The organism is Pedobacter paludisoli (assembly GCF_052344095.1).
In the GTDB taxonomy this organism is placed as follows: domain Bacteria; phylum Bacteroidota; class Bacteroidia; order Sphingobacteriales; family Sphingobacteriaceae; genus Pedobacter.
The window spans coordinates 2,462,599-2,482,766 of sequence record NZ_CP179926.1 but is presented as its reverse complement, the minus strand read 5'-3'; the positions used below and the strand labels follow the sequence as shown (position 1 = coordinate 2,482,766).

Genomic DNA, 20,168 nt, shown 5'->3' with positions numbered 1-20,168 from the left:
TTTGAAAACTTGGCGATTTTTTTTAAAAAAAATAATAAAAAACATTACACGATAAATACTAACTAAATCACAAATGAAAATCAAATTTTTAGCCTTTTGTTTTCTGTTGAGCCTCAGCATGCATGTGGCTGCCCAAAAAAAGAAAGCAACTGCCAAACACACCTTTGCCATTGCTGATGGTAATTTTCTATACGATGGAAAAGCAATTCAATTGCATAGCGGCGAAATGCATTATTCGCGTATACCTAAACCGTATTGGCGCCATCGTTTAAAAATGATGAAAGCAATGGGTTTAAATGCTGTAGCAACCTATGTTTTTTGGAATTATCACGAAATAGCACCGGGGGTTTGGGACTTCAAATCGGGAAATAAAGATATTGCCGAGTATATGAAAATTGCACAAGAAGAAGGTTTAATGGTTATTTTAAGACCAGGACCATATGTGTGTGCAGAATGGGAATTTGGTGGGTATCCATGGTTTTTACAAAAGGTTCCAGGAATGGTTATTCGTGGAAATAATCCGCAATATTTGATGGCGACAAAAGCGTATTTTACGGCACTTTATGGGCAATTAAAAAATCTTCTTATTACCAATGGAGGTCCCATCATTATGGTGCAAGGCGAGAATGAATTCGGCTCGTATGTGTCGCAACGAAAAGATATTTCATTGGAAGAACATCAGAAATATAGTGCTGCTGTGTTTCAGCAATTGAAAGATGTAGGCTTTAATGTGCCGTTTTTTACATCTGACGGTTCTTGGTTATTTAAAGAAGGGGCCTTACCGGGAGCTCTGCCTACTGCAAATGGTGAAGGGGACGTAGAGAAGTTGAAAAAATTAGTTGACCAATACAATGGCGGTAAGGGGCCGTATATGGTAGCTGAATTTTATCCGGGTTGGTTAGACCACTGGGCAGAACCTTTCCCTAAAACTCCTGCACAGCGCGTGGCCGATCAAACAAAAAAATACCTTGATGGGGGCGTATCTTTTAACTATTACATGGTCCATGGGGGTACTAACTTTGGCTTTACTTCAGGAGCTAATTATAAAAAAGATAAAGACATTCAGCCGGATATGACCTCGTACGATTACGATGCGCCGATAAGCGAAGCAGGTTGGGCAACAGAGAAGTACTTGAAACTTCGTGAATTGCTTAAAACTGCTGAAACACCCGCTATCCCTGCTAAACTTCCGATTATTACTATTCCGGAAATTAAATTAACTAAAGCAGTTGATTTAGAAGGCTTGAAAGATAAAGTAACACCGGTTACAAACGATACACCTTTGACCTTCGAAGCCTTAAATCAACCTTACGGATACGTTTGGTACAGCAGAAAGTTTAATCAACCTATTTCGGGTAAATTAGAGCTTAAAGGACTTCGCGATTATGCCATTGTTTATGTGGATGGAGTAAAAGTAGCGGAGTTAAATGCATATTATCAAAAGTATGATTGTGAAATTGAGGTTCCATTCAATGCTACTTTAGATATTTTAGTTGAAAACATGGGCCGCATTAATTACGGTGCACGTATTGTTGAAAGCACGAAAGGAATCATTTCTCCTGTCATTATTAATGGCGAAACCATTACCGGCGATTGGAATATGTATAAATTGCCAATGGATGCTGTGCCGTCAATTGCAACAGAAAAAGCAAATGCCAAAGTAAATAGACCAACTATTTATCAAGGCGATTTTACGCTAACAAAAACTGGCGATACATTTTTAGATATGAAGGATTGGGGTAAAGGGATTGTGTTTATCAACGGAATAAATATTGGCCGTTACTGGAGCGTTGGCCCGCAACAAACCCTATATGTGCCAGGTTGTTGGTTAAAAGTAGGTAAAAACGACATTGTGATTTTTGAACAAAAGAACGATACTATTCAAAAGTCGTTGAGCGCAACTGATACACCAGTACTGGATAATGTAGTTCCTGAAAAGGGATTGCCAAAGTAGTTGGCAGTTAAGATATAGCACATCTTTGGATGGGCTGTGTTTCAAAGTATTAATTAGTAGGTTTTGTAAGCCATTCGGAATATCCGGATGGCTTTTTTATTCTGAACCGATGATTTGCCTTTGCCTGGTAAATAAATAATGGTGCTTTTGAAACTTTCTCAAAATCATATAGTTATAATTCGTACCTTTGCGGCCTTGAACAGATTTTGCCCCTGTCTTAAAGGGAATAATTTCTAGTCGAGGATAAAAAAAGAAGCAACACATGAAGAAAATAGCGGATTATAGAAAGCTTTTAAATGTTGATAAAACAGCTGATTTGAAGGAGCTTAAATCGGTGTATCGCACCGTGATGAAAGATTGTCATCCAGATAAATTTCAGGAAGAAGAAGAAAAATTAGCAGCAGAAGCAAGAAGCAAAGAGATTATTGAAGCGTATCATTTTTTGGTAAGTGTTGCTCCTGAAACGCGTGAGCAAAATTTAGAAACCTACACGCAAACGATTAACAATTCAAACATTCAGGATTTTGAATACAAACAACAAGTATTGAATGTTCAATTTTACGATGGTAGTGTGTATGAATATTTTGAAGTTCCGCGCGCTATTTACATTAAATTGGTAAATGCAGATTCGCCGGGTCGTTTTGCGCGTAGACATATTTTCAGCGATTTTCCTTATAGAAACGTTACCCGCGCGTTAGAAACCGCTTAACTATTTTCGCACCTAACTGATAAAATCTTGAGCTTTTCGTGTAAACAAATAAAGGGCTGTTTACACGAAAAGCTTTTTTTATTTAGCGAAAACGAGGCAAACTGGCGATCCTAAGGCAATTCTTTGTCCGCTGTCGCTTAATTTTCCTGTGGTAGCATTTCGTTTGAAAATAACCACCTCATCTGTATACTGATGGGCAACCAAGAGAAATTTTCCGCTAGGGTCGATGCAAAAGTTGCGTGGTCCTTTTCCCAAGGTACTTACTGTTTCAATCGCATTTAATGTACCGTTTTTAGCAATCGCGAATACCGAAATACTATTGGCATCTCCTCTGTTGCTTTCGTAAAGAAACTTGCCATCGGGCGAAACGTGGATATCTGCACCATCTATTTTCCCTTGAAAAGTTGGTAATGTGGTATTAATTTCTTGAATCTTTTTCAGTGTTCCCTGTTTGTAAGAAAATGTAGTTATTTTTCCGTTAAATTCATGTGCTAAATAGGCGTATTTCCCATTTGGATGAAAAGTAATGTGGCGCGGCCCAGTGCCCGCATTGGTTTTGAAAACGGATTTTTCGGTTAATGTTTTGCCTTCTTGCATTGGATTGTATGCGTACATGTAAACCTTATCTTCTCCTAAATCGGTAGAAACAAGATAACGATGATCGGGTGTGAATTGTACCATGTGTACGTGGGCACTTTCTTGTCGGCCTTTGGGGTCAATGCCTTTTCCTGTGTGCTGAATAATTTCTTTCGATGGGTCTAGACTGCCGTTTTCATTGCGTTTAAATACTGTAATGGTTCCGCCGCTGTAATTGGCCACAATAACGTTGCGGGCATCAACCGTAATGTAGCAGGGATCGGCACCTTCGCTCTTTACTTTGTTTATAAATGTCAATTCGCCGGTGCTTAAATTGTACTGAAAGGCGCTTATGGTGCTGGTATTTCCTGTTTCGTTAACCGAATAGGCAAATTTTTTATCTGGCGATAGTGCTAGGTAACTTGGGTTTTCAATGCCTTTAATCACGTGGGCTAAAGCGCTTTTTCCGTTGGAAGAATTAAAGTTATACGTATAAATGCCTTCGCTTTTACCTGGTTTTGTGTAGGTGCCGATTAAAAGTTTCGTGTTGGTTTGTTGTGAAAACGCTGCGAACGAAAGCGTCAAAACGAATAGAAGAAGATTAATTTTTTTCATTGAAAGGGCTGAATATAATCTGTTAATTTTTTGCTTTTGTTGGATGATTAATTTTGTAAGGCTATAAAAATGGAATAGCTAACATAACCATTTTTGCTGTAAAGTTTTGCGTTTTTTTAGACGAAAAAAAGGAGGGTCAAAAAAAGAGGCAATCTTTCGAATGCCTCTTGTGTATTATTTGATCAGGTGTTTAATCTGAATTAATTCGTGTTCTTCTAAATAACGCCATCTACCGCGAGGTAAATCTTTTTTGGTTAAGTTCCCGTAAACAACACGGTCTAGTTTTTCAACGCTATAGCCAAGGTGCTCAAAAATACGACGTACAATACGGTTTTTTCCGCTGTGAATTTGAATGCCGATTTCTTTTTTAGAACCACCGGCAACGTACGAAATATTATCTGGCTTGATTAAACCATCTTCTAGTTCTAAACCAAATGCAATTTTATTTAAATCGCCTTGGGTTAAGCCTTTGTTTAACTCAACGTTGTAAATTTTAGTAATGCCGTTTTTAGGATGCGATAATTTATCAGCTAAATCGCCATCGTTGGTCATCAACAATAAACCGGTTGTGTTACGGTCTAAGCGGCCAACAGGATAAATACGTTCGCGACTTGCTTTATCAACCAATTGCATAACGGTACGACGTTCTTGTGGGTCGTCAGTGGTGGTAATGTAATCTTTTGGTTTGTTTAAAAGCACGTAAACCTTTTTCTCGCGCTTAAGAAGTTCGCCGTTGTAGCGCACTAAATCTTTTGCAGGGTCTACTTTTAAACCTAATTCCGTTACAGCTTCGCCATTTACGGTTACAACACCTGCAGCAATTAATTCATCTGCTTTGCGGCGTGAACAAATACCTGCATTTGAAATATAGCGGTTTAAGCGAATTAGACCTTTGTCTTCATTGCTTTTTTTACCAGGAGCAATTACAGTTCTTTCTTCGCGGTTAAACTCTAAATCTCTTGGTTGCTTCTGTTCTTCTCTATTTCTAAACGGTCTGGTGTCTCTCTCGTCTTTCGGACGAACATTTCTTGAGCTACCCGCACTAGGTTTGAATGAGTCGTATTTATTTGTTTTCGATTTGAAGTCTCTATCTCCCTTAGGCTTAAAGTCTCTATCTCCCTTAGGTTTAAAATCTCTATCGCCTTTTGGTTTAAAGTCTCTCTCACCTCTCGGTTTGAAATCTCTATCACCTTTTGGTTTAAAGTCTCTTGAGCCGCTTGTTCTAGGTTTGAAACTGCGCTCTTCGGTTCTTGCGTCTGCATCTTTCGATTTAAATTCGCGATTACCAAATTTGAAACTTTTAGTCTCTTCGTTTTTAGGTTTAAAGCTGCGATCGGTTCTAGGTTTAAACTCTTTCTTGTCGCCGAACGACTTCGATTTAAAGTCTTTGTTGTCGCCTTTGCTTTTGAAGCCCTCTTTAAAATCGGATGATTTTTTGAATTTACTGTCTTTATCCTCTACTCTTCTTGAGCTAGAGCTGGTGGTATTTTTTCTACCATCGCTTTTTCGGTTTCCCGATTTGGACTTGTCATCCCGACTGTTCCGGTTGTTTTTATTTATCATGATACGCTGTTAACCACATCAAAAATGCGGGCTGCAAATTTACATAAAAATGCTGATAACTCCGCAAGAAAAATAGATAAAAAAATAACTCCTAAAATAGGAATTTTTATCGAAAAATCAAAATTCAAAATCGCTGTTTAAACCTGTTTAAAGCCGTTTTTTAGTGGGTATTTTTGTAACTATTTGATATTCTGCTTATTATTTTTTAGCTTTGCAGGCGTTTTTATATTAGTTAACCAAAAAAAGGAGGAAGATGATAAAGAAACACATACTACCATTTTCAATAGTAACAGTACTATTTATAATGGCAAAAGTGTTCGCTTACCAAATGCCCTTAGCAAAAAAAAATCTTTTAAAGAAAGATACATTAAACACTACAATAACAAAACCTGACACCTTAACAGTAAAAGAGGTAGTAGAGCCTAAATCGTTAATGGCTCAATTAAGTTTCGCCAATGAAACCTTGCCTTTGGGCGATAAAAAGGTTGAGCGAAAAATGAAAAAAATCCTAGCAGCACACTCATTCGCCAGTACGCAAACCAATCGTTTGCACAGAAAAGCAGCAGAGTGGTTTCCAGTCGTAGAGCCTATTTTAGCAGCCTATGGTATTCCCAATGATTTTAAATATTTAATGTTGGTAGAGTCGGGTTTGCAAGGAGGGGTCTCGCCAAAAGGAGCAGCAGGCATTTGGCAGTTTATGCCAGGTACCGCTCGTATGTATGGGTTAAAAGTAAACGGTAAAATTGATGAGCGTTATAATTTACGTAAATCGACTATCGCTGCTTGTAAATACATTAAAGAAATGTATCAGGGATTAGAAAGCTGGACCCTGGTTGCAGCTGCTTACAATGTTGGCGATGTTAAATTGCGCCGACAAATTAATCGTCAAAATCAAGATAATTACTATAAAATGAAACTGAACCGGGAAACGGGTGGTTACGTGTATAAGGTGATTTCGATGAAGCAGATTTTAGAGCATCCCGTACGTTACGGGTACGATAAGCCAAAACAATTATTGGCATTTAACGCAGAATAAAGAATAAAAACAACACGCATTTGGTAAAGCGTCTTAACGAAAGTTGAGACGCTTTTTTGTTTTAAATCCGCTACCTTTATGCTATGTATACATTACGGATTAGTAAAATCGTTCAACAGCCAAGCGATAACTTAACCTTTGAGTTTGAAGAATTACATGCCCAATATCCAGCTTATGAGGCTGGTCAGTTTTTATCTTTGGTTTTTCAAGGAAAACACAAAGAAATTCGTCGTTCATATTCGTTTAATAGCTCGCCTGATGTCGACGAACCCTTATCTATCACCGTAAAACGTGTTGAAAATGGGGAAATTTCTCGTTTTTTGCATCACAAAACGGCTGTTGGCGATGTATTAATGGCTCAAGCTCCTCAAGGGATTTTTACCTATCCACTTGTAGAAAATGTAGAACGTGATGTTTTTCTATTTGCTGCAGGAGTAGGCATTACACCCTTATTTTCGATTTTAAAAACTGCCTTGGTTCGGGAGCAAAAATCGAAAATTACGTTGATTTACAGCAATCGTTCAGCTGAGGAAACCCTTTTTTTTCAAGAAATTAATCAATGGCAGGCAAATTATCCCGATAGGTTTAAAGTGATTTATGTTTTTAGTTCGAGTAAGAATTTATTAACGGCTCGCTTGAATCGGTTTTATATGGAGGATTTGCTGAAAACACATTTGTATTTCAATCGGAATGCCGCTCTTTTTTATACCTGTGGACCCATTGTTTACATGGATTTGTGTCGCTTTACCTTGTTGGGGATGGGCTTTGATAGCACGCAGATTAAGCGCGAAACCTTTGTGTTGCCTGAAGATGAGGTGGATGAAGACGATGCTTCTGAAGCGAAGCAGGTAGATGAAAATACGTATTCGGTACGCTTAAAATTTCAAGGGAAAATACACGATTTGGCGATTCCTTATCCGAAAAGAATTTTAGATGTGGCCCTAGAGCATAAAATCAATTTACCCTACAGCTGTCATGCCGGAATTTGTAGTACCTGCGCAGCCACTTGTACGCAAGGCGGGGTTCGTATGGATTATAACGAAGTGCTGACCGATGAAGAAATTGCGAAAGGACGGGTTCTAGTTTGTACCGGTCATCCCACCGAGAACGGAACAATCATTGAGTGGAATTAAACACAGGAGGCCGAAAAATCATTTCAGCCTCCTGTGTTTTGAAAGATTATTTTTGTGGGTTCTCGTCGAAATTTACCATCCAGTTGATGCCGAACTTGTCGGTAAACATACCAAAGTATGCGCCCCAAAAAGTTTGGTTCATAGGCATGTTTACTTTACCGCCTGCCGAAAGACCATCGAATAGTTTATCGGCTTCTTCTTTGCTATCTGTGTTGATTGAAATAGAGAAATTATCGCCGAAATTGGCTTTTTGACCAAAGGTTTCTGAGCAATCGCTACCCATTAAAATAGTTTCAGCGCTAATAGGTAATGAAACGTGCATAATTTTTTCGCCTTCTTCCGCCGATACTGGAGGTTGACCTTCCATTGGAGGCATGTCTTTAAATTTTCCAATGTACGGAAATTCACCACCGAAAACAGATTTGTAAAAAGTAAAAGCTTCTTCGCAATTACCATTAAAAGTTAAATAAGGGTTTACAGATGCCATGATATTTGTGTTTGTTGTTTGAACTGTATTATTTGAAGTGTAAATATACCGCTATATTTTTAGCAGATTTTTTTATGTCTCTCTCAAATTTACAACAATAGTTTCGGGTATGCTAGAATCTTTTCTTAATTCTGTTTTAAGAAATGGTTAATTCATTCGCTCGGCTTCCCGTCTCCCAACTTCCTAATTAATTATGACAATTAATCCTTAATACAGATTGAATTAGACTTTCTTTTGGATAAAATTTTTAGCATTTTTGCAGATTGAAATCCATTCTTTTTAGGGGCTGGTTTCAATCCAATTTTCAACGCGTATGAGCAATAAGTCTATCGATCTCGGTGAGCAAAAAGATGTAGAAGTTTACGGTGCAAGGGTACATAATTTAAAAAATATAGATGTACGTTTTCCTCGGAATAAAATGGTGGTAATCACTGGTTTAAGTGGGAGTGGTAAGTCTTCTTTAGCGTTCGATACGATTTATGCTGAAGGGCAACGCCGTTACATGGAAACGTTTAGTGCCTATAGCCGCCAGTTTATGGGCGGAATGGAGCGCCCGGATGTTGACAAGGTTTCAGGTTTAAGTCCGGTGATTGCCATCGAACAAAAAACAACCAGTAAAAATCCCCGTTCAACGGTAGGTACCATTACTGAAATTTACGATTTCATGCGTTTGCTTTATGCGCGTGTTGCCGATGCCTTTTCGTACAATACTGGCGAGAAGATGGAACGCATGAGCGAAGATCAGATTCTGCAAAATATCTATAAAAAATTTAGCGGCGTTCCCGTGAACATTTTGGCACCCGTTGTAAAAGGAAGAAAGGGGCATTACCGCGAACTGTTTGAGCAAATCCGTAAACAAGGGTATGTAAAAGTGCGCGTTGATGGAGAAATAAAAGATATTACCGCAAAAATGCAGGTTGACCGATATAAAATACACGACATAGAAGTGGTAATAGATCGGTTGATTGTAGATGAAAAGGATCATAAACGCCTGTTAGATTCGGTGCAAACGGCTATGAAAATGGGTAAAGGTGTGATTAAAATAACCGATAAGGAAAATCATGCTGCGCATTTTAGCAAGTTTTTAATGTGCCCTACAACGGGTATTTCCTATGACGAACCCCAACCAAATAGTTTTTCATTTAATTCTCCGTATGGCGCTTGCGAACGCTGTGATGGCTTGGGATACATATTTGTGGTTGATCGCGAATCGGTTATACCAAATCCCAAATTAAGCATACTTAATGGTGGCCTGGCACCATTAGGTGAATACCGCGATACCTGGATGTTCCAAGTGTTAAAAGCATTAAGTAAAAAGTATAATTTCTCTTTATCAACACCAATTGAAAAACTGTCTGAAGAAGTAATCGATATTCTCTTGAACGGTACACACGATTTAATAAGTGTAGCTGTTGAGTACAATAAATACAACGTTCAGAATTACAACATCACTTTTGATGGGATCATAAAACTGTTGGAGGAGCAAAATGAGAAACGCTCGGAAACAGCATCTGATGATATGGAAGCCTTCCGTAAGTTGAAAACCTGTCCGGAATGTAATGGCGCCCGTTTAAAAAAAGAAAGCTTACACTTTAAACTCGATGGGAAAAGCATTTTTGACTTATCGTCGATGGATATTAATAGTTTGTCAGCTTGGTTTAATGGCATTGAAGAACGATTAAGTGAACGACAAAATATAATTGCTAAAGAAGTTTTAAAGGAGATAAAAGCACGTATTGGTTTCCTAACCGATGTAGGTTTAACCTATTTAACATTAGACCGCACATCCAGAACTTTATCAGGAGGTGAAGCGCAAAGAATCCGTTTGGCAACGCAAATTGGTTCTCAGCTCATGAATGTGATGTATATTTTAGATGAACCAAGTATTGGTTTGCACCAACGCGATAATGAGCGGTTGATTAACGCTTTGAAAAACTTACGTGATTTAGGGAATACCGTTTTGGTGGTGGAACACGATAAGGACATGATTTTAGAAGCCGATTGGGTACTCGACATTGGTCCAGGTGCGGGAATTCATGGTGGGGAAGTTGTGGCTGAAGGTACTGCTAAGCAAATTCTCAAATCGAAAACACTGACCGCCGATTATTTAAGTGGCGCAAAAAAAATAGAAACACCTGCGGTTCGCCGTCCAGGTAATGGACATAAACTATCGATTATAAAGGCTACAGGCCATAATTTAAAAGAGGTGTCGGTTGATTTTCCTTTAGGTAAATTTATTGCCGTTACTGGTGTGTCAGGTAGCGGAAAATCAAGTTTAATTACGGAGACTTTATACCCGATTTTAAATCATCATTTTTTTAGGGCAAAGAAAACACCTCTTCCTTACGAGAAAATTAGCGGTTTAAAGGAGATTGATAAAGTGATAGAGATCGATCAAGCGCCTATTGGAAGAACCCCGCGTTCAAATCCTTCAACGTATACAGGTGTTTTCTCCGATATCCGGAATTTATTTGTGCAATTACCAGAGGCAAAAATCAGAGGATATAAACCTGGGCGTTTTTCGTTTAACGTAAAAGGCGGAAGGTGCGAAACCTGCCAAGGGGGAGGAATGAAGGTAATTGAAATGAATTTTCTTCCAGATGTTCAAGTGCCTTGCGAAGAGTGTGGTGGAAGAAGATACAATCGCGAAACTTTAGAAGTCCGCTATCGCGGAAAATCGATTAGCGATGTTTTAGACATGAGTATTGAAGATGCTTGCGTGTTTTTTGAGCACATTCCAAGTATATACCGTAAAATTAAAACGTTAAAAGATGTAGGTTTAGGCTATATAACCTTGGGACAATCTTCTGTAACCTTATCGGGTGGAGAAGCACAACGTGTTAAATTAGCAACCGAATTATCTAAAAAGGACACCGGAAAAACATTCTATATTTTAGATGAACCAACAACAGGATTGCATTTCGAAGATATTCGTGTTTTGTTAGGCGTTCTGAATGAATTGGTAGATAGAGGAAACACAATTTTAGTGATTGAACACAACTTAGATGTGGTAAAAGTGGCCGATTGGGTGATTGATTTAGGAGAAGAAGGCGGAGCAGGCGGAGGGCGCATTTTATTTGAAGGCACGCCAGAAGGGCTTATTCAAAATCCGATCAGTTTAACAGGAAAATTTCTAAAAAAAGAAATGGAAGTTGCTAATAATTAGTTTATGATGATTTTTACCGATACACATACCCATTTATATTACGAACAAGATGCAGAAAAGCAAGCTCAGTTAATGGAGCGTTGTTTTGAAAATAGTGTAAACCGCTTGTTTTTACCAAATGTAGATGTCGCATCCATTGTCATGATTGATGATTTGGTATCCAAGTATCCTGAAACTTGTTTTGCGATGGCTGGCTTACATCCCTGCGATGTGAAAGAGGATTATCAGGCACAACTGGACTTAATTTATCAAAGTATTGAAGGACGTAAAATTTATGCAATTGGCGAAATTGGCGTCGATTTGTATTGGGATAAAAGCACCTTAGCAATTCAGCAAGATGCCTTTCGCACACAAATAGCATGGGCTAAATCATTGGAGCTGCCTATTGTAATTCATTGTCGCGAGGCCTTTGATGAGGTTTTTGAGATTTTAGAAAGCGAACGCGATGAGAAGTTACGCGGTATTTTTCATTGTTTTACCGGAAATGAAGCGCAAGCGAAACAGGCCATCGATTTAAATTTTTATCTGGGGATAGGCGGGGTAGTGACGTATAAAAAAGCAGGCTCAGATGCTGTGTTGACGAATATTCCTTTGCAAAACTTGGTGCTCGAAACAGATTCGCCCTATTTGGCACCTGTTCCATTTAGGGGCAAGCCCAATGAAAGTAGTTATCTCATCTACATTGCTCAAAAATTGGCCGAAATTTATCAAGTAAGTGTAGAGGAAGTGGCTAATATCACTACTGAAAATTCTAAATTGATTTTTGGCGTATAATTTTACAGGATTGATAATTTGCTATTAAAACGGTTTATCTGTTGCTTTTTTTGTTATTTTTATCTTTTTAACCGAGGTTTTTTTGTAAAAATGTAAAAAATAGCTATTGTTTTGTTCGAAAAAATAATAGCTTTAAAGCTAAAATCTGCATATTTGCGTACAGCAAGAAAACCAAATGACAAAAATCCTTATAATATATACCGGTGGTACCATCGGTATGGTAAATGATCCTACTAACGGCGTATTAGTTCCATTCAATTTTCAACAAATTAAGGACAATGTTCCTGAGTTAAGTCGATTAAATTATCATTTGGACGTACATTCATTTAATCCAGTTTTAGATTCATCGAACATGGATCCGGAGGTTTGGAAAACCATCGGCGAACTGATCTACAAGGAGTACGAGGTATACGACGGATTTGTAATTCTTCACGGTTCTGATACCATGGCTTTTACGGCTTCGGCATTGAGTTTTATGCTGGAAAATTTAGATAAACCTGTGGTGCTAACAGGGTCTCAATTGCCTATTGGTCAAATCAGAACCGATGCAAAAGAGAATTTAATTACGGCTCTGGAAATTGCTGCTACTAAAGAAAATGGTAAAGCGCTGGTTCCTGAAGTATGTATTTATTTTGATTCACAATTGTTTAGAGGCAATCGGTCACTTAAATACAATAGCGAAAAATTTGAGGCTTTTCGTTCTCCAAATTATCCCGTATTAGCCGAAGCAGGAGTACATTTGCAGTTTAATAAAAATGCGATTTTAAAAGCGCCTACCGAGAAATTAAAACTGCGTACAAAGTTTAATTCAAATATTGGTGTACTAAAATTATATCCGGGCATTACTCCACAGGCTGTGCAAGCCATTACCGAATCTAAAGTGGATGCCATTATTTTAGAAACCTTTGGCTCGGGTAATACTAGTACAGCACAATGGTTTATAGATAGTTTAAGAGCGGCTATCGAAAACGGAAAAATTATCATTGATATTTCGCAGTGTAAAAAAGGAACGGTTCAATTAGGTCGATACGAAACCAGTAGAGAATTGCTCAAAATGGGGGTGTTAAGTGGTTATGATTTAACTTTTGAAGCAACCGTTACCAAATTAATGTACGTAATGGGGCTTGGTGTTTCACATGAAGAAAGTCGTCGACTCATGGAATTATCGCTTTGTGGTGAATTAACAAAAGATTAATTTTCTTTTCAATTTACAGTTCAATTGACTTAATTTACATTAATTCCGTCAGTCAATTGACTGAATTTACATTAATTGCGTCAGTTTATTGACTGAATTTGCATTTTTTACGTAACTTTGTGTGGGGTTTAAGTATAACACAACATGGGAAGTTATTTAAAAAGAGCGATTTTTACCAATTTTAGTAAAAAGGTTTTGCCGAATAAAGTGTTGATTTTATTGGGTGCTCGCCGCGTAGGAAAAACCGAATTAATTAAAGATTATCTTAAAACCATCCCCACAGAAAGCTATTTGCAATTAAATGGCGAAGATATTCAGGATGCAGCTTTACTTCAAGAACGTTCCGTTTCCAATTATAAAAGGCTTTTAGCCAACACGCGCTTGTTGGTTATCGATGAGGCGCAAAACATCCCCGATATCGGATTAATTTTAAAATTGATTGTCGATAGTATCGATGGAATTCGAATTATAGCAACAGGTTCTTCTGTTTTCGATTTGAGCAATACGCTTGGAGAACCCTTGGTAGGGCGGAAAAATACCTTGTATTTGTTTCCCTTGGCACAGATGGAATTTGCTTCGCAAGAGAATTACAAGCAAACCTTTGAAAATTTAGAAGAACGCCTGCTTTTTGGCGGTTATCCGGAGTTAATTCAATATCCCGATTGGGAAGAAAAAAAGGAATATCTGAAAGAAATTATCAATTCGTATTTGCTCAAAGATATTTTGGTTTACGAAGGAATTAAGCAAGCAGGAAAGCTGTATAATTTGTTGCGTTTGATTGCTTTTCAAGTAGGGAAAGAGGTCTCTTTGCAAGAATTAGGAAATCAGTTGCAACTGTCTAAAAATACCGTTGATAACTATTTAGATTTACTATCAAAAGTGTTCATTATCTTTAAAGTTGAAGGCTTCAGTCGGAATCTACGTAAAGAAATTGTCAAATCTAGTCGATGGTATTTTTATGATAATGGTATCAGAAATGGCATTATAGGTAATTTTAATCGCTTAGATAGCCGAAATGACGTAGGTGATTTATGGGAAAACTACCTTGCTCTTGAGCGACTTAAAAAGCAACACTACCAAAAGAATCAAACAAATAACTATTTTTGGCGTACATACGACCAACAGGAGTTAGATTGGTTAGAAGAAAAGGGCGATACGCTGCAAGCATTTGAATTTAAATGGAATGAAAATAAGAAGTCAAAAATTCCAACAGCCTTTGCAAAGGCTTATCCAGATGCAACATTTGAGGTTATCAGCAAGCTTAATTACTTAGATTTTATCTCATAATTTCTAAAAGAAAAGACTTTCTTCATTGTACTTAAACAGAATACTATATACCACACACGACACACAAATGAAAATAGAACAAATTTACACAGGTTGCTTAGCCGAAGCAGCGTACTACATTGAGAGTAAGGGCGAGGCAGCAATTATTGACCCCCTAAGGGAAGTAGATACGTATTTAAAGAAGGCCGAAAAAGCCAATGCAAAAATAAAATACATTTTCGAAACGCATTTTCACGCCGATTTTGTTTCTGGTCACGTAGATTTAGCACAGAAATCAGGTGCGCAAATTGTATACGGACCAACCGCTAAAACGGCTTTTGAATCGTATGTAGCACAGGATGGAGAAGCATTTAAAGTGGGCGATATAACTATCATCGCCTTGCATACCCCAGGCCATACTTTAGAGTCTACAACGTATTTATTACGCGATGAAAACGGAAAAGATTACTGCATTTTTAGTGGTGATACGCTTTTTATTGGTGATGTAGGCCGACCTGATTTAGCGCAAAAAGGCGATTTAACGCAAGAAGATTTAGCCGGCATGTTATACGATTCGTTAAACACGAAAATTAAAACATTGGCCGATGATGTTATTGTATATCCTGCGCATGGCGCCGGTTCTGCCTGTGGCAAAAGCATGAGCAAAGAAACTTTTGATAGTTTAGGTCATCAAAAGGAAGTGAATTATGCATTGAAAGCAGAAACGAAGGAACAATTTATAAAAGAAGTTACGGATGGGATTATGCCTCCGCCACAATATTTCGCTAAAAATGTTGCTATCAACAAAGGTGGTGCCGGTAGTATTGAAGAAGTATATGAAAAGGGTTTAAATCCTTTAACACCACAAGCTTTTGAAGATATGGCAAACCAAACGGGCGCCCTTTTATTGGATACACGTGATCCGCAAACTTTTGCGAAAGGATTTATTCCCAATGCAATTAATATTGGTTTGAACGGACAATTTGCTCCTTGGGTTGGTGCATTAATTACCGATTTGCAACAGCCATTGTTGTTGATTACGGATGAAGGAAAAGCAGAAGAAACCATTACACGCCTAACACGTGTAGGATACGACAATACCATTGGTTATTTAGAAGGAGGTTTTGGAAATTGGGAAAAGGCTGGTAAAGAAACAGATACGGTGCAATCAATTTCTGCTGATGCTTTTGAGCATGCTGCAAACGGTGCCGAGATTACTGCCTTAGATGTTCGTAAACCTGGTGAATATGAATCGGAGCATTTAGAATTTACGTTAAGCCGTCCGTTGGATTATATTAACGATTGGACGCATGAAATAAATCCAAATAAAACCTATTATATCCACTGCGCTGGAGGATATCGTTCCATGATTGCCGCATCTATTTTAAAGTCTAGAGGAATAGAAAATGTAATTGATGTTGCAGGTGGTTACGGAGCTATTAAAAATACCGGGCTAAAAAGAACTGATTTTGCTTGCCCAAGCAAAGCCATGAAAGCTTAAAAAAGAATGTAGATGATTCGTAATACTACAAAAAGCGAACATACGTACGATATTATTATCATTGGCGCAGGCCCCATTGGGATGGCTTGCGCCATTGAAGCTAAAAAAGCAAATCTAAGTTACCTCATTATTGAGAAAGGAGCCCTCGTAAATAGCCTGTTTAATTACCCGGTATTTATGACATTCTTCTCCACCTCACAACGACTCGAAATTGGCGACGTTCCTTTTGTAACGATAAATCCAAAGCCAAACCGAAACGAAGCTGTTGAATATTATCGCCGGGTGGCGGAAAAATTTGAACTCAATATTCATCTCTTTGAGCGTGTAAAGCAGGTAAAAAAGACGGAAAAAGTATTCGAAATTGATACTTCAAAAGCAAAATATACGGCTAAAAATGTAATTGTGGCCACTGGTTTTTACGATGTGCCGTTATTGATGAATATACCTGGCGAGGACTTATCAAAAGTTACACATTATTACAAAGACCCGCATTTGTATGCTTTTCAAAATGTGCTAGTTGTGGGAGCCAACAATTCGGGAGTAGATGCAGCCCTTGAAACCTACCGAAAAGGAGCAAATGTAACCTTGGTCATTCGTGGAAATGAATTGGGACCAAACGTAAAATATTGGGTGCGTCCAGATATTGAAAATCGCATAAGCGAAGGATCAATACAAGCTTTTTTTAATTCAGAACTGCTAGAGATTACGGAGAAGAATGTGCTTATTAAAACGCCAGAAGGCGAAGTTACACTTGAAAATGATTTCGTTATTGCCATGACAGGCTATCAGCCAGATTTTGCTATGCTCAGGAAATTTGGTGTAGAACTACCCGAAACACTATGCCCCGTGTACAACGAAACAACCATGGAAACCAACGTTCCAGGTCTTTACTTAGCCGGAGTTGTTTGCGGAGGGATGGATACACATAAACTTTTTATTGAAAATTCACGGGTACATGCAACGATGATTGTTCAAAATATCTGTAAATAAGCTAATTAATCTGTTTTTTTTCTGCTGTTAATTCAATTTTTAATACGTCCTCAACAAATCGATTAATCGCTTTTTCAACATTTATAAGGTCTTTAGAACGGATGTAAGAGCCCAGGGTATGGGCAGCAGCTTCTGGTACTGCAATTTTTTGTTTTAAATGAGCTGCAGTTCCTAATTGGTCGAACATTTTTAACATTGCATCCACACGTACCACCGGATCCTGCTCCAATTCATTTTTATAGTAGTAGAGCATTAACACAGGTTGCGTAACCTTTTTAAAGATTGATTTTATCATACTACTTTCTACAAATTCTGCAAGTGCAACCAAGGCTTCTACCCGATAATTGGTGTACCAAAATTTTCTGTATTCTAAATTATCATCCACAATAATTCGCTCGTCTCCTCCTAAAACTTTTTTAGCGATTTGCAATCCCCATCGATCGTTTAAAAGCCAGGCGTTTTTGTCTTTTATAGCAATATTTGGCGAAATAAGTATCAAACTATAAATTTCAGGGTACACCGAAGCAAGTTTCAAGGCCAAAGAAGCTCCTGTAGAGGTTCCCATTAAAATAACTTTTTCCCCCAATTTTTTTCCAATAGCATACGCTTGTTTGCTGCTTTCCCAAAGTGAATCGGCTGTTAAATGTTGCATTGGAGAGGCTGAAGTTAAACCATGTTCTGATAAGCGTGCCAAGAATAAATTCGCACCAAGCTTTTCTGCCAATTGAGTATGAATAGGATTCCCTTCGGCTTTTGAGGCTGCAAAACCATGCAAATAAACCACGGCATATTCCTTTTGGCAACCTGCTTCCGCTGCCCAAATAATTTCAGCTTCGTTTCCAGGCTTTATGTTTACCTTTTGCTCCATGTCAAGAACGAAATCCTCCAGTTCCTTACTATCGGGAACTTCTGGAAGCTCTTCATTGTAAACAGGTTTCTTTGGTTTCGGCCCAGCTAAATAAGCAACCAATAAAAGAGCTAGACTTCCCAACAGGGCTTTATAACGTTTTTTCATATGAATAATGGCCGTACCGCGTGCTAAAAGCTAAAATGTAATTAAATTCAGAATTAAACGCCACTAAATGTAAACTTTTATAGGAATTTAACCTAAGTTTGCAATCAAAATTTTTCGACTTAATGCCGGGAATCGATCAGATTAAAAAACCTATAGAAGCAGATATTAAAGCGTTTGAAAAAACCTTTAAGGAATCTATGCAAAGCGATGCACCATTGCTTGATAGGATAACCCATTATATTGTAAAACAAAAAGGCAAGCAGATGCGGCCTATGTTTGTGTTTTTTGCTGCTAAACTGTGTGGTGGAATAACCGAGTCTACGCATCGCGGAGCTGCATTGGTAGAATTGTTGCATACGGCAACACTTGTACACGACGATGTGGTGGATAATGCATATGAGCGTCGGGGATTTTTTTCCATTAATGCGCTATGGAAAAATAAAATCGCTGTTTTAGTAGGCGATTACCTTTTAGCAAAAGGACTGCTGCTCTCGGTAAACAATAACGAACATCGATTGTTACAAATTGTATCCGAAGCTGTAAAACAAATGAGCGAAGGCGAATTGTTGCAAGTTGAAAAGGTTCGAAAAATGGATATCTCCGAAGAATTATATTTCGAAGTAATTCGCCAAAAAACCGCTTCATTAATAGCCTCTTGTTGTGCTGCGGGAGCGGCTTCGGCTGGCGCAGACGATGCAACCATTGAAAAAATGCGCCTATTTGGCGAAAAAGTAGGAATCGCTTTCCAAATTAAAGACGATACCTTTGATTTTGGAACCGACGATGTAGGCAAACCTATCGGTATCGATATCAAAGAAAAAAAGGTTACCTTACCGTTAATTTATGCGCTCAACAAAGCCGAGAAAGCTGAACGCAAACGAATTATCAATCTGGTGAAAAATCACCAAGATGAATCGGCAAAAATTCAGGAAGTAATCGATTTTGTTAATGCCAAGCAAGGTGTGCATTATGCCAATCAAAAAATGGAAGAATACCAAAAAGAAGCATTCGATATTTTGCATCAATTTGAACCTTGCGAAGCTAGAACTGGACTTGAACAATTGGTTTTATATACCACAGAACGAAAAAAATAAATGGGAAACGAGCTATTATTTAGCATTGGTTTTTTAGTGTTCATTGTGCTAATATTAGCGCTCGATTTAGGCTTGTTTAGCCGAAAAGAACATGTGGTTAGTTTAAAACAAGCTGGTATCATGAGTTTTATCATGGTTGCACTGGCTATCGGTTTTTATTTTTTGCTTCTGAGCGAAGGTCAAGCCCTACACGGGATTACAAATTTTGCGCAATTACAGAAAATTGTAGAAGTCCATCACCACCGAATTACCCTCATCCCCGATAATTTCGAACAAAGTTTACAACTCTATAAACAAAACCTTGGCCTCGAATTTCTTACCGGTTATGTCATCGAATACGCCCTATCTGTCGATAATATTTTCGTTATCGTGCTTATCTTTTCAGCCTTTGCCGTAGAAGAGAAATACTATCATCGTGTTTTGTTCTGGGGTATTTTGGGCGCTATTGTGATGCGTTTTATCTTTGTTTTTGTTGGAGCGGCCCTCATTGCAAAGTTTGCTTGGATTTTGTACATCTTCGGAGCCTTTCTTGTTTTCACAGGAATTAAAATGTTTTTCGATAAGGAAGATGAAAAAATTGATCCTGAAAATCATACAGTAGTGAAGTGGGCGTCTAAAATTTTTGCCATCCATCCACACTATGAAGGCAAAAAATTCTTCGTAACCATCAATCACAAACGCTTTGTAACGCCTTTGTTTTTGGTTTTGCTCATCGTCGAATTTACCGATTTACTGTTCGCTGTCGATTCTATTCCTGCCATTTTTGCTGTAACAAAAGATCCGTACATCGTGTTTTTCTCCAATATTTTTGCCATCATGGGCTTACGTTCCATGTTCTTTCTATTGGTTAACATCATTCACAAATTTCATTACCTCAAAACTGGTTTAGCCGTGCTTTTAACCTTTATCGGCTTTAAAATGCTCACCCACACGTACCTCGAAAAATGGGGTTTTAGTACCGAGCATTCACTCATTATCATCGTTAGTATTTTAACCATCAGCATCGTTGCCTCTTTAATTTTTCCGAAAAGAAAAGGGATTAAGCACTCAGAAGAGCAACAAAAGTAGAAAAGCAATTATCTGCTGTCACACAA

General features: G+C 38.1%; 16 protein-coding genes. 12 read left to right on the top strand and 4 right to left on the bottom strand.

Annotated features, from left to right (window positions below; all coding sequences use genetic code 11):
* Positions 1-73: 73 nt before the first annotated feature.
* Positions 74-1,954: a glycoside hydrolase family 35 protein gene (locus ACJVDK_RS10150; RefSeq protein ID WP_443936549.1), complete on the top strand. Its 1,881-nt coding sequence runs from the start codon at positions 74-76 to the stop codon at positions 1,952-1,954.
* A 262-nt stretch (positions 1,955-2,216) separates the two neighbouring features.
* On the top strand, positions 2,217-2,663 hold the full coding sequence (locus ACJVDK_RS10145) for a KTSC domain-containing protein (RefSeq protein WP_443936548.1): 447 nt from the start codon (positions 2,217-2,219) through the stop codon (positions 2,661-2,663).
* Positions 2,664-2,741: 78 nt separating this feature from the next.
* Here the strand turns inward: ACJVDK_RS10145 and ACJVDK_RS10140 are convergent, their stop codons facing one another.
* Both ACJVDK_RS10140 and ACJVDK_RS10135 read right to left on the bottom strand, forming a co-directional pair.
* Positions 2,742-3,854, bottom strand: a complete 1,113-nt coding sequence (locus ACJVDK_RS10140; protein WP_443936547.1) for a lactonase family protein — start codon at positions 3,852-3,854, stop codon at positions 2,742-2,744.
* Between the two features lie 174 nt (positions 3,855-4,028).
* Complete coding sequence (locus ACJVDK_RS10135) at positions 4,029-5,417, bottom strand: pseudouridine synthase (protein WP_443936546.1); 1,389 nt, start codon at positions 5,415-5,417, stop codon at positions 4,029-4,031.
* A 328-nt stretch (positions 5,418-5,745) separates the two neighbouring features.
* Here ACJVDK_RS10135 and ACJVDK_RS10130 point away from each other — a divergent pair, with 328 nt between their 5' ends.
* Both ACJVDK_RS10130 and ACJVDK_RS10125 read left to right on the top strand, forming a co-directional pair.
* Positions 5,746-6,453 (top strand): lytic transglycosylase domain-containing protein, encoded by a 708-nt coding sequence (locus ACJVDK_RS10130; RefSeq protein WP_443936545.1) that lies wholly within the window; start codon positions 5,746-5,748, stop codon positions 6,451-6,453.
* An 83-nt stretch (positions 6,454-6,536) separates the two neighbouring features.
* A complete protein-coding gene (locus ACJVDK_RS10125; protein ID WP_443936544.1) occupies positions 6,537-7,586 on the top strand; it encodes a 2Fe-2S iron-sulfur cluster-binding protein in 1,050 nt (349 codons plus the stop codon).
* A 46-nt stretch (positions 7,587-7,632) separates the two neighbouring features.
* Here ACJVDK_RS10125 and ACJVDK_RS10120 read toward each other — a convergent pair whose 3' ends face one another.
* Complete coding sequence (locus tag ACJVDK_RS10120; protein ID WP_443936543.1) at positions 7,633-8,073, bottom strand: VOC family protein; 441 nt, start codon at positions 8,071-8,073, stop codon at positions 7,633-7,635.
* A gap of 313 nt (positions 8,074-8,386) precedes the next feature.
* Here ACJVDK_RS10120 and uvrA point away from each other — a divergent pair, with 313 nt between their 5' ends.
* From uvrA to ACJVDK_RS10090, 6 genes are all read left to right on the top strand, one after another.
* The gene (gene uvrA / locus ACJVDK_RS10115) at positions 8,387-11,239 is read left to right on the top strand and encodes an excinuclease ABC subunit UvrA (protein ID WP_443936542.1); all 2,853 of its coding nucleotides are present in this window, start codon (positions 8,387-8,389) and stop codon (positions 11,237-11,239) included.
* Between the two features lie 6 nt (positions 11,240-11,245).
* Positions 11,246-12,013 (top strand): TatD family hydrolase, encoded by a 768-nt coding sequence (locus ACJVDK_RS10110; protein ID WP_443940047.1) that lies wholly within the window; start codon positions 11,246-11,248, stop codon positions 12,011-12,013.
* Positions 12,014-12,188: 175 nt separating this feature from the next.
* Complete coding sequence (locus ACJVDK_RS10105) at positions 12,189-13,208, top strand: asparaginase (RefSeq protein ID WP_443936541.1); 1,020 nt, start codon at positions 12,189-12,191, stop codon at positions 13,206-13,208.
* 144 nt (positions 13,209-13,352) lie between these two features.
* Positions 13,353-14,495, top strand: a complete 1,143-nt coding sequence (locus ACJVDK_RS10100; RefSeq protein ID WP_443936540.1) for an ATP-binding protein — start codon at positions 13,353-13,355, stop codon at positions 14,493-14,495.
* A gap of 67 nt (positions 14,496-14,562) precedes the next feature.
* Positions 14,563-15,975: an MBL fold metallo-hydrolase gene (locus ACJVDK_RS10095; protein WP_443936539.1), complete on the top strand. Its 1,413-nt coding sequence runs from the start codon at positions 14,563-14,565 to the stop codon at positions 15,973-15,975.
* Positions 15,976-15,987: 12 nt separating this feature from the next.
* Positions 15,988-16,965, top strand: a complete 978-nt coding sequence (locus ACJVDK_RS10090) for a YpdA family putative bacillithiol disulfide reductase (protein WP_443936538.1) — start codon at positions 15,988-15,990, stop codon at positions 16,963-16,965.
* Position 16,966: 1 nt separating this feature from the next.
* On the opposite strand, the gene ACJVDK_RS10085 is transcribed toward ACJVDK_RS10090, so the two are convergent.
* On the bottom strand, positions 16,967-17,980 hold the full coding sequence (locus ACJVDK_RS10085; RefSeq protein WP_443936537.1) for an alpha/beta hydrolase: 1,014 nt from the start codon (positions 17,978-17,980) through the stop codon (positions 16,967-16,969).
* A 122-nt stretch (positions 17,981-18,102) separates the two neighbouring features.
* On the opposite strand from ACJVDK_RS10085, the gene ACJVDK_RS10080 reads away from it, so the two are divergent.
* Both ACJVDK_RS10080 and ACJVDK_RS10075 read left to right on the top strand, forming a co-directional pair.
* Positions 18,103-19,074: a polyprenyl synthetase family protein gene (locus ACJVDK_RS10080; RefSeq protein WP_443940046.1), complete on the top strand. Its 972-nt coding sequence runs from the start codon at positions 18,103-18,105 to the stop codon at positions 19,072-19,074.
* A complete protein-coding gene (locus ACJVDK_RS10075; RefSeq protein ID WP_443936536.1) occupies positions 19,075-20,142 on the top strand; it encodes a TerC family protein in 1,068 nt (355 codons plus the stop codon). It begins immediately after the preceding gene.
* Positions 20,143-20,168 lie beyond the last annotated feature (26 nt).

Excerpts from the sequence above, each read along its gene's own strand:
- ACJVDK_RS10110 (WP_443940047.1), top strand. The coding sequence starts at position 11,246 with ATGATTTTTACCGATACACATACCCATTTATATTACGAACAAGATGCA.
- ACJVDK_RS10120 (WP_443936543.1), bottom strand. The coding sequence starts at position 8,073 with ATGGCATCTGTAAACCCTTATTTAACTTTTAATGGTAATTGCGAAGAA.
- ACJVDK_RS10150 (WP_443936549.1), top strand. The coding sequence starts at position 74 with ATGAAAATCAAATTTTTAGCCTTTTGTTTTCTGTTGAGCCTCAGCATG.
- ACJVDK_RS10075 (WP_443936536.1), top strand. The coding sequence starts at position 19,075 with ATGGGAAACGAGCTATTATTTAGCATTGGTTTTTTAGTGTTCATTGTG.
- ACJVDK_RS10135 (WP_443936546.1), bottom strand. The coding sequence starts at position 5,417 with ATGATAAATAAAAACAACCGGAACAGTCGGGATGACAAGTCCAAATCG.
- ACJVDK_RS10095 (WP_443936539.1), top strand. The coding sequence starts at position 14,563 with ATGAAAATAGAACAAATTTACACAGGTTGCTTAGCCGAAGCAGCGTAC.
- ACJVDK_RS10090 (WP_443936538.1), top strand. The coding sequence starts at position 15,988 with ATGATTCGTAATACTACAAAAAGCGAACATACGTACGATATTATTATC.
- ACJVDK_RS10085 (WP_443936537.1), bottom strand. The coding sequence starts at position 17,980 with ATGAAAAAACGTTATAAAGCCCTGTTGGGAAGTCTAGCTCTTTTATTG.
- ACJVDK_RS10100 (WP_443936540.1), top strand. The coding sequence starts at position 13,353 with ATGGGAAGTTATTTAAAAAGAGCGATTTTTACCAATTTTAGTAAAAAG.
- ACJVDK_RS10080 (WP_443940046.1), top strand. The coding sequence starts at position 18,103 with ATGCCGGGAATCGATCAGATTAAAAAACCTATAGAAGCAGATATTAAA.
- ACJVDK_RS10130 (WP_443936545.1), top strand. The coding sequence starts at position 5,746 with ATGCCCTTAGCAAAAAAAAATCTTTTAAAGAAAGATACATTAAACACT.
- ACJVDK_RS10125 (WP_443936544.1), top strand. The coding sequence starts at position 6,537 with ATGTATACATTACGGATTAGTAAAATCGTTCAACAGCCAAGCGATAAC.
- ACJVDK_RS10145 (WP_443936548.1), top strand. The coding sequence starts at position 2,217 with ATGAAGAAAATAGCGGATTATAGAAAGCTTTTAAATGTTGATAAAACA.
- uvrA (WP_443936542.1), top strand. The coding sequence starts at position 8,387 with ATGAGCAATAAGTCTATCGATCTCGGTGAGCAAAAAGATGTAGAAGTT.
- ACJVDK_RS10140 (WP_443936547.1), bottom strand. The coding sequence starts at position 3,854 with ATGAAAAAAATTAATCTTCTTCTATTCGTTTTGACGCTTTCGTTCGCA.
- ACJVDK_RS10105 (WP_443936541.1), top strand. The coding sequence starts at position 12,189 with ATGACAAAAATCCTTATAATATATACCGGTGGTACCATCGGTATGGTA.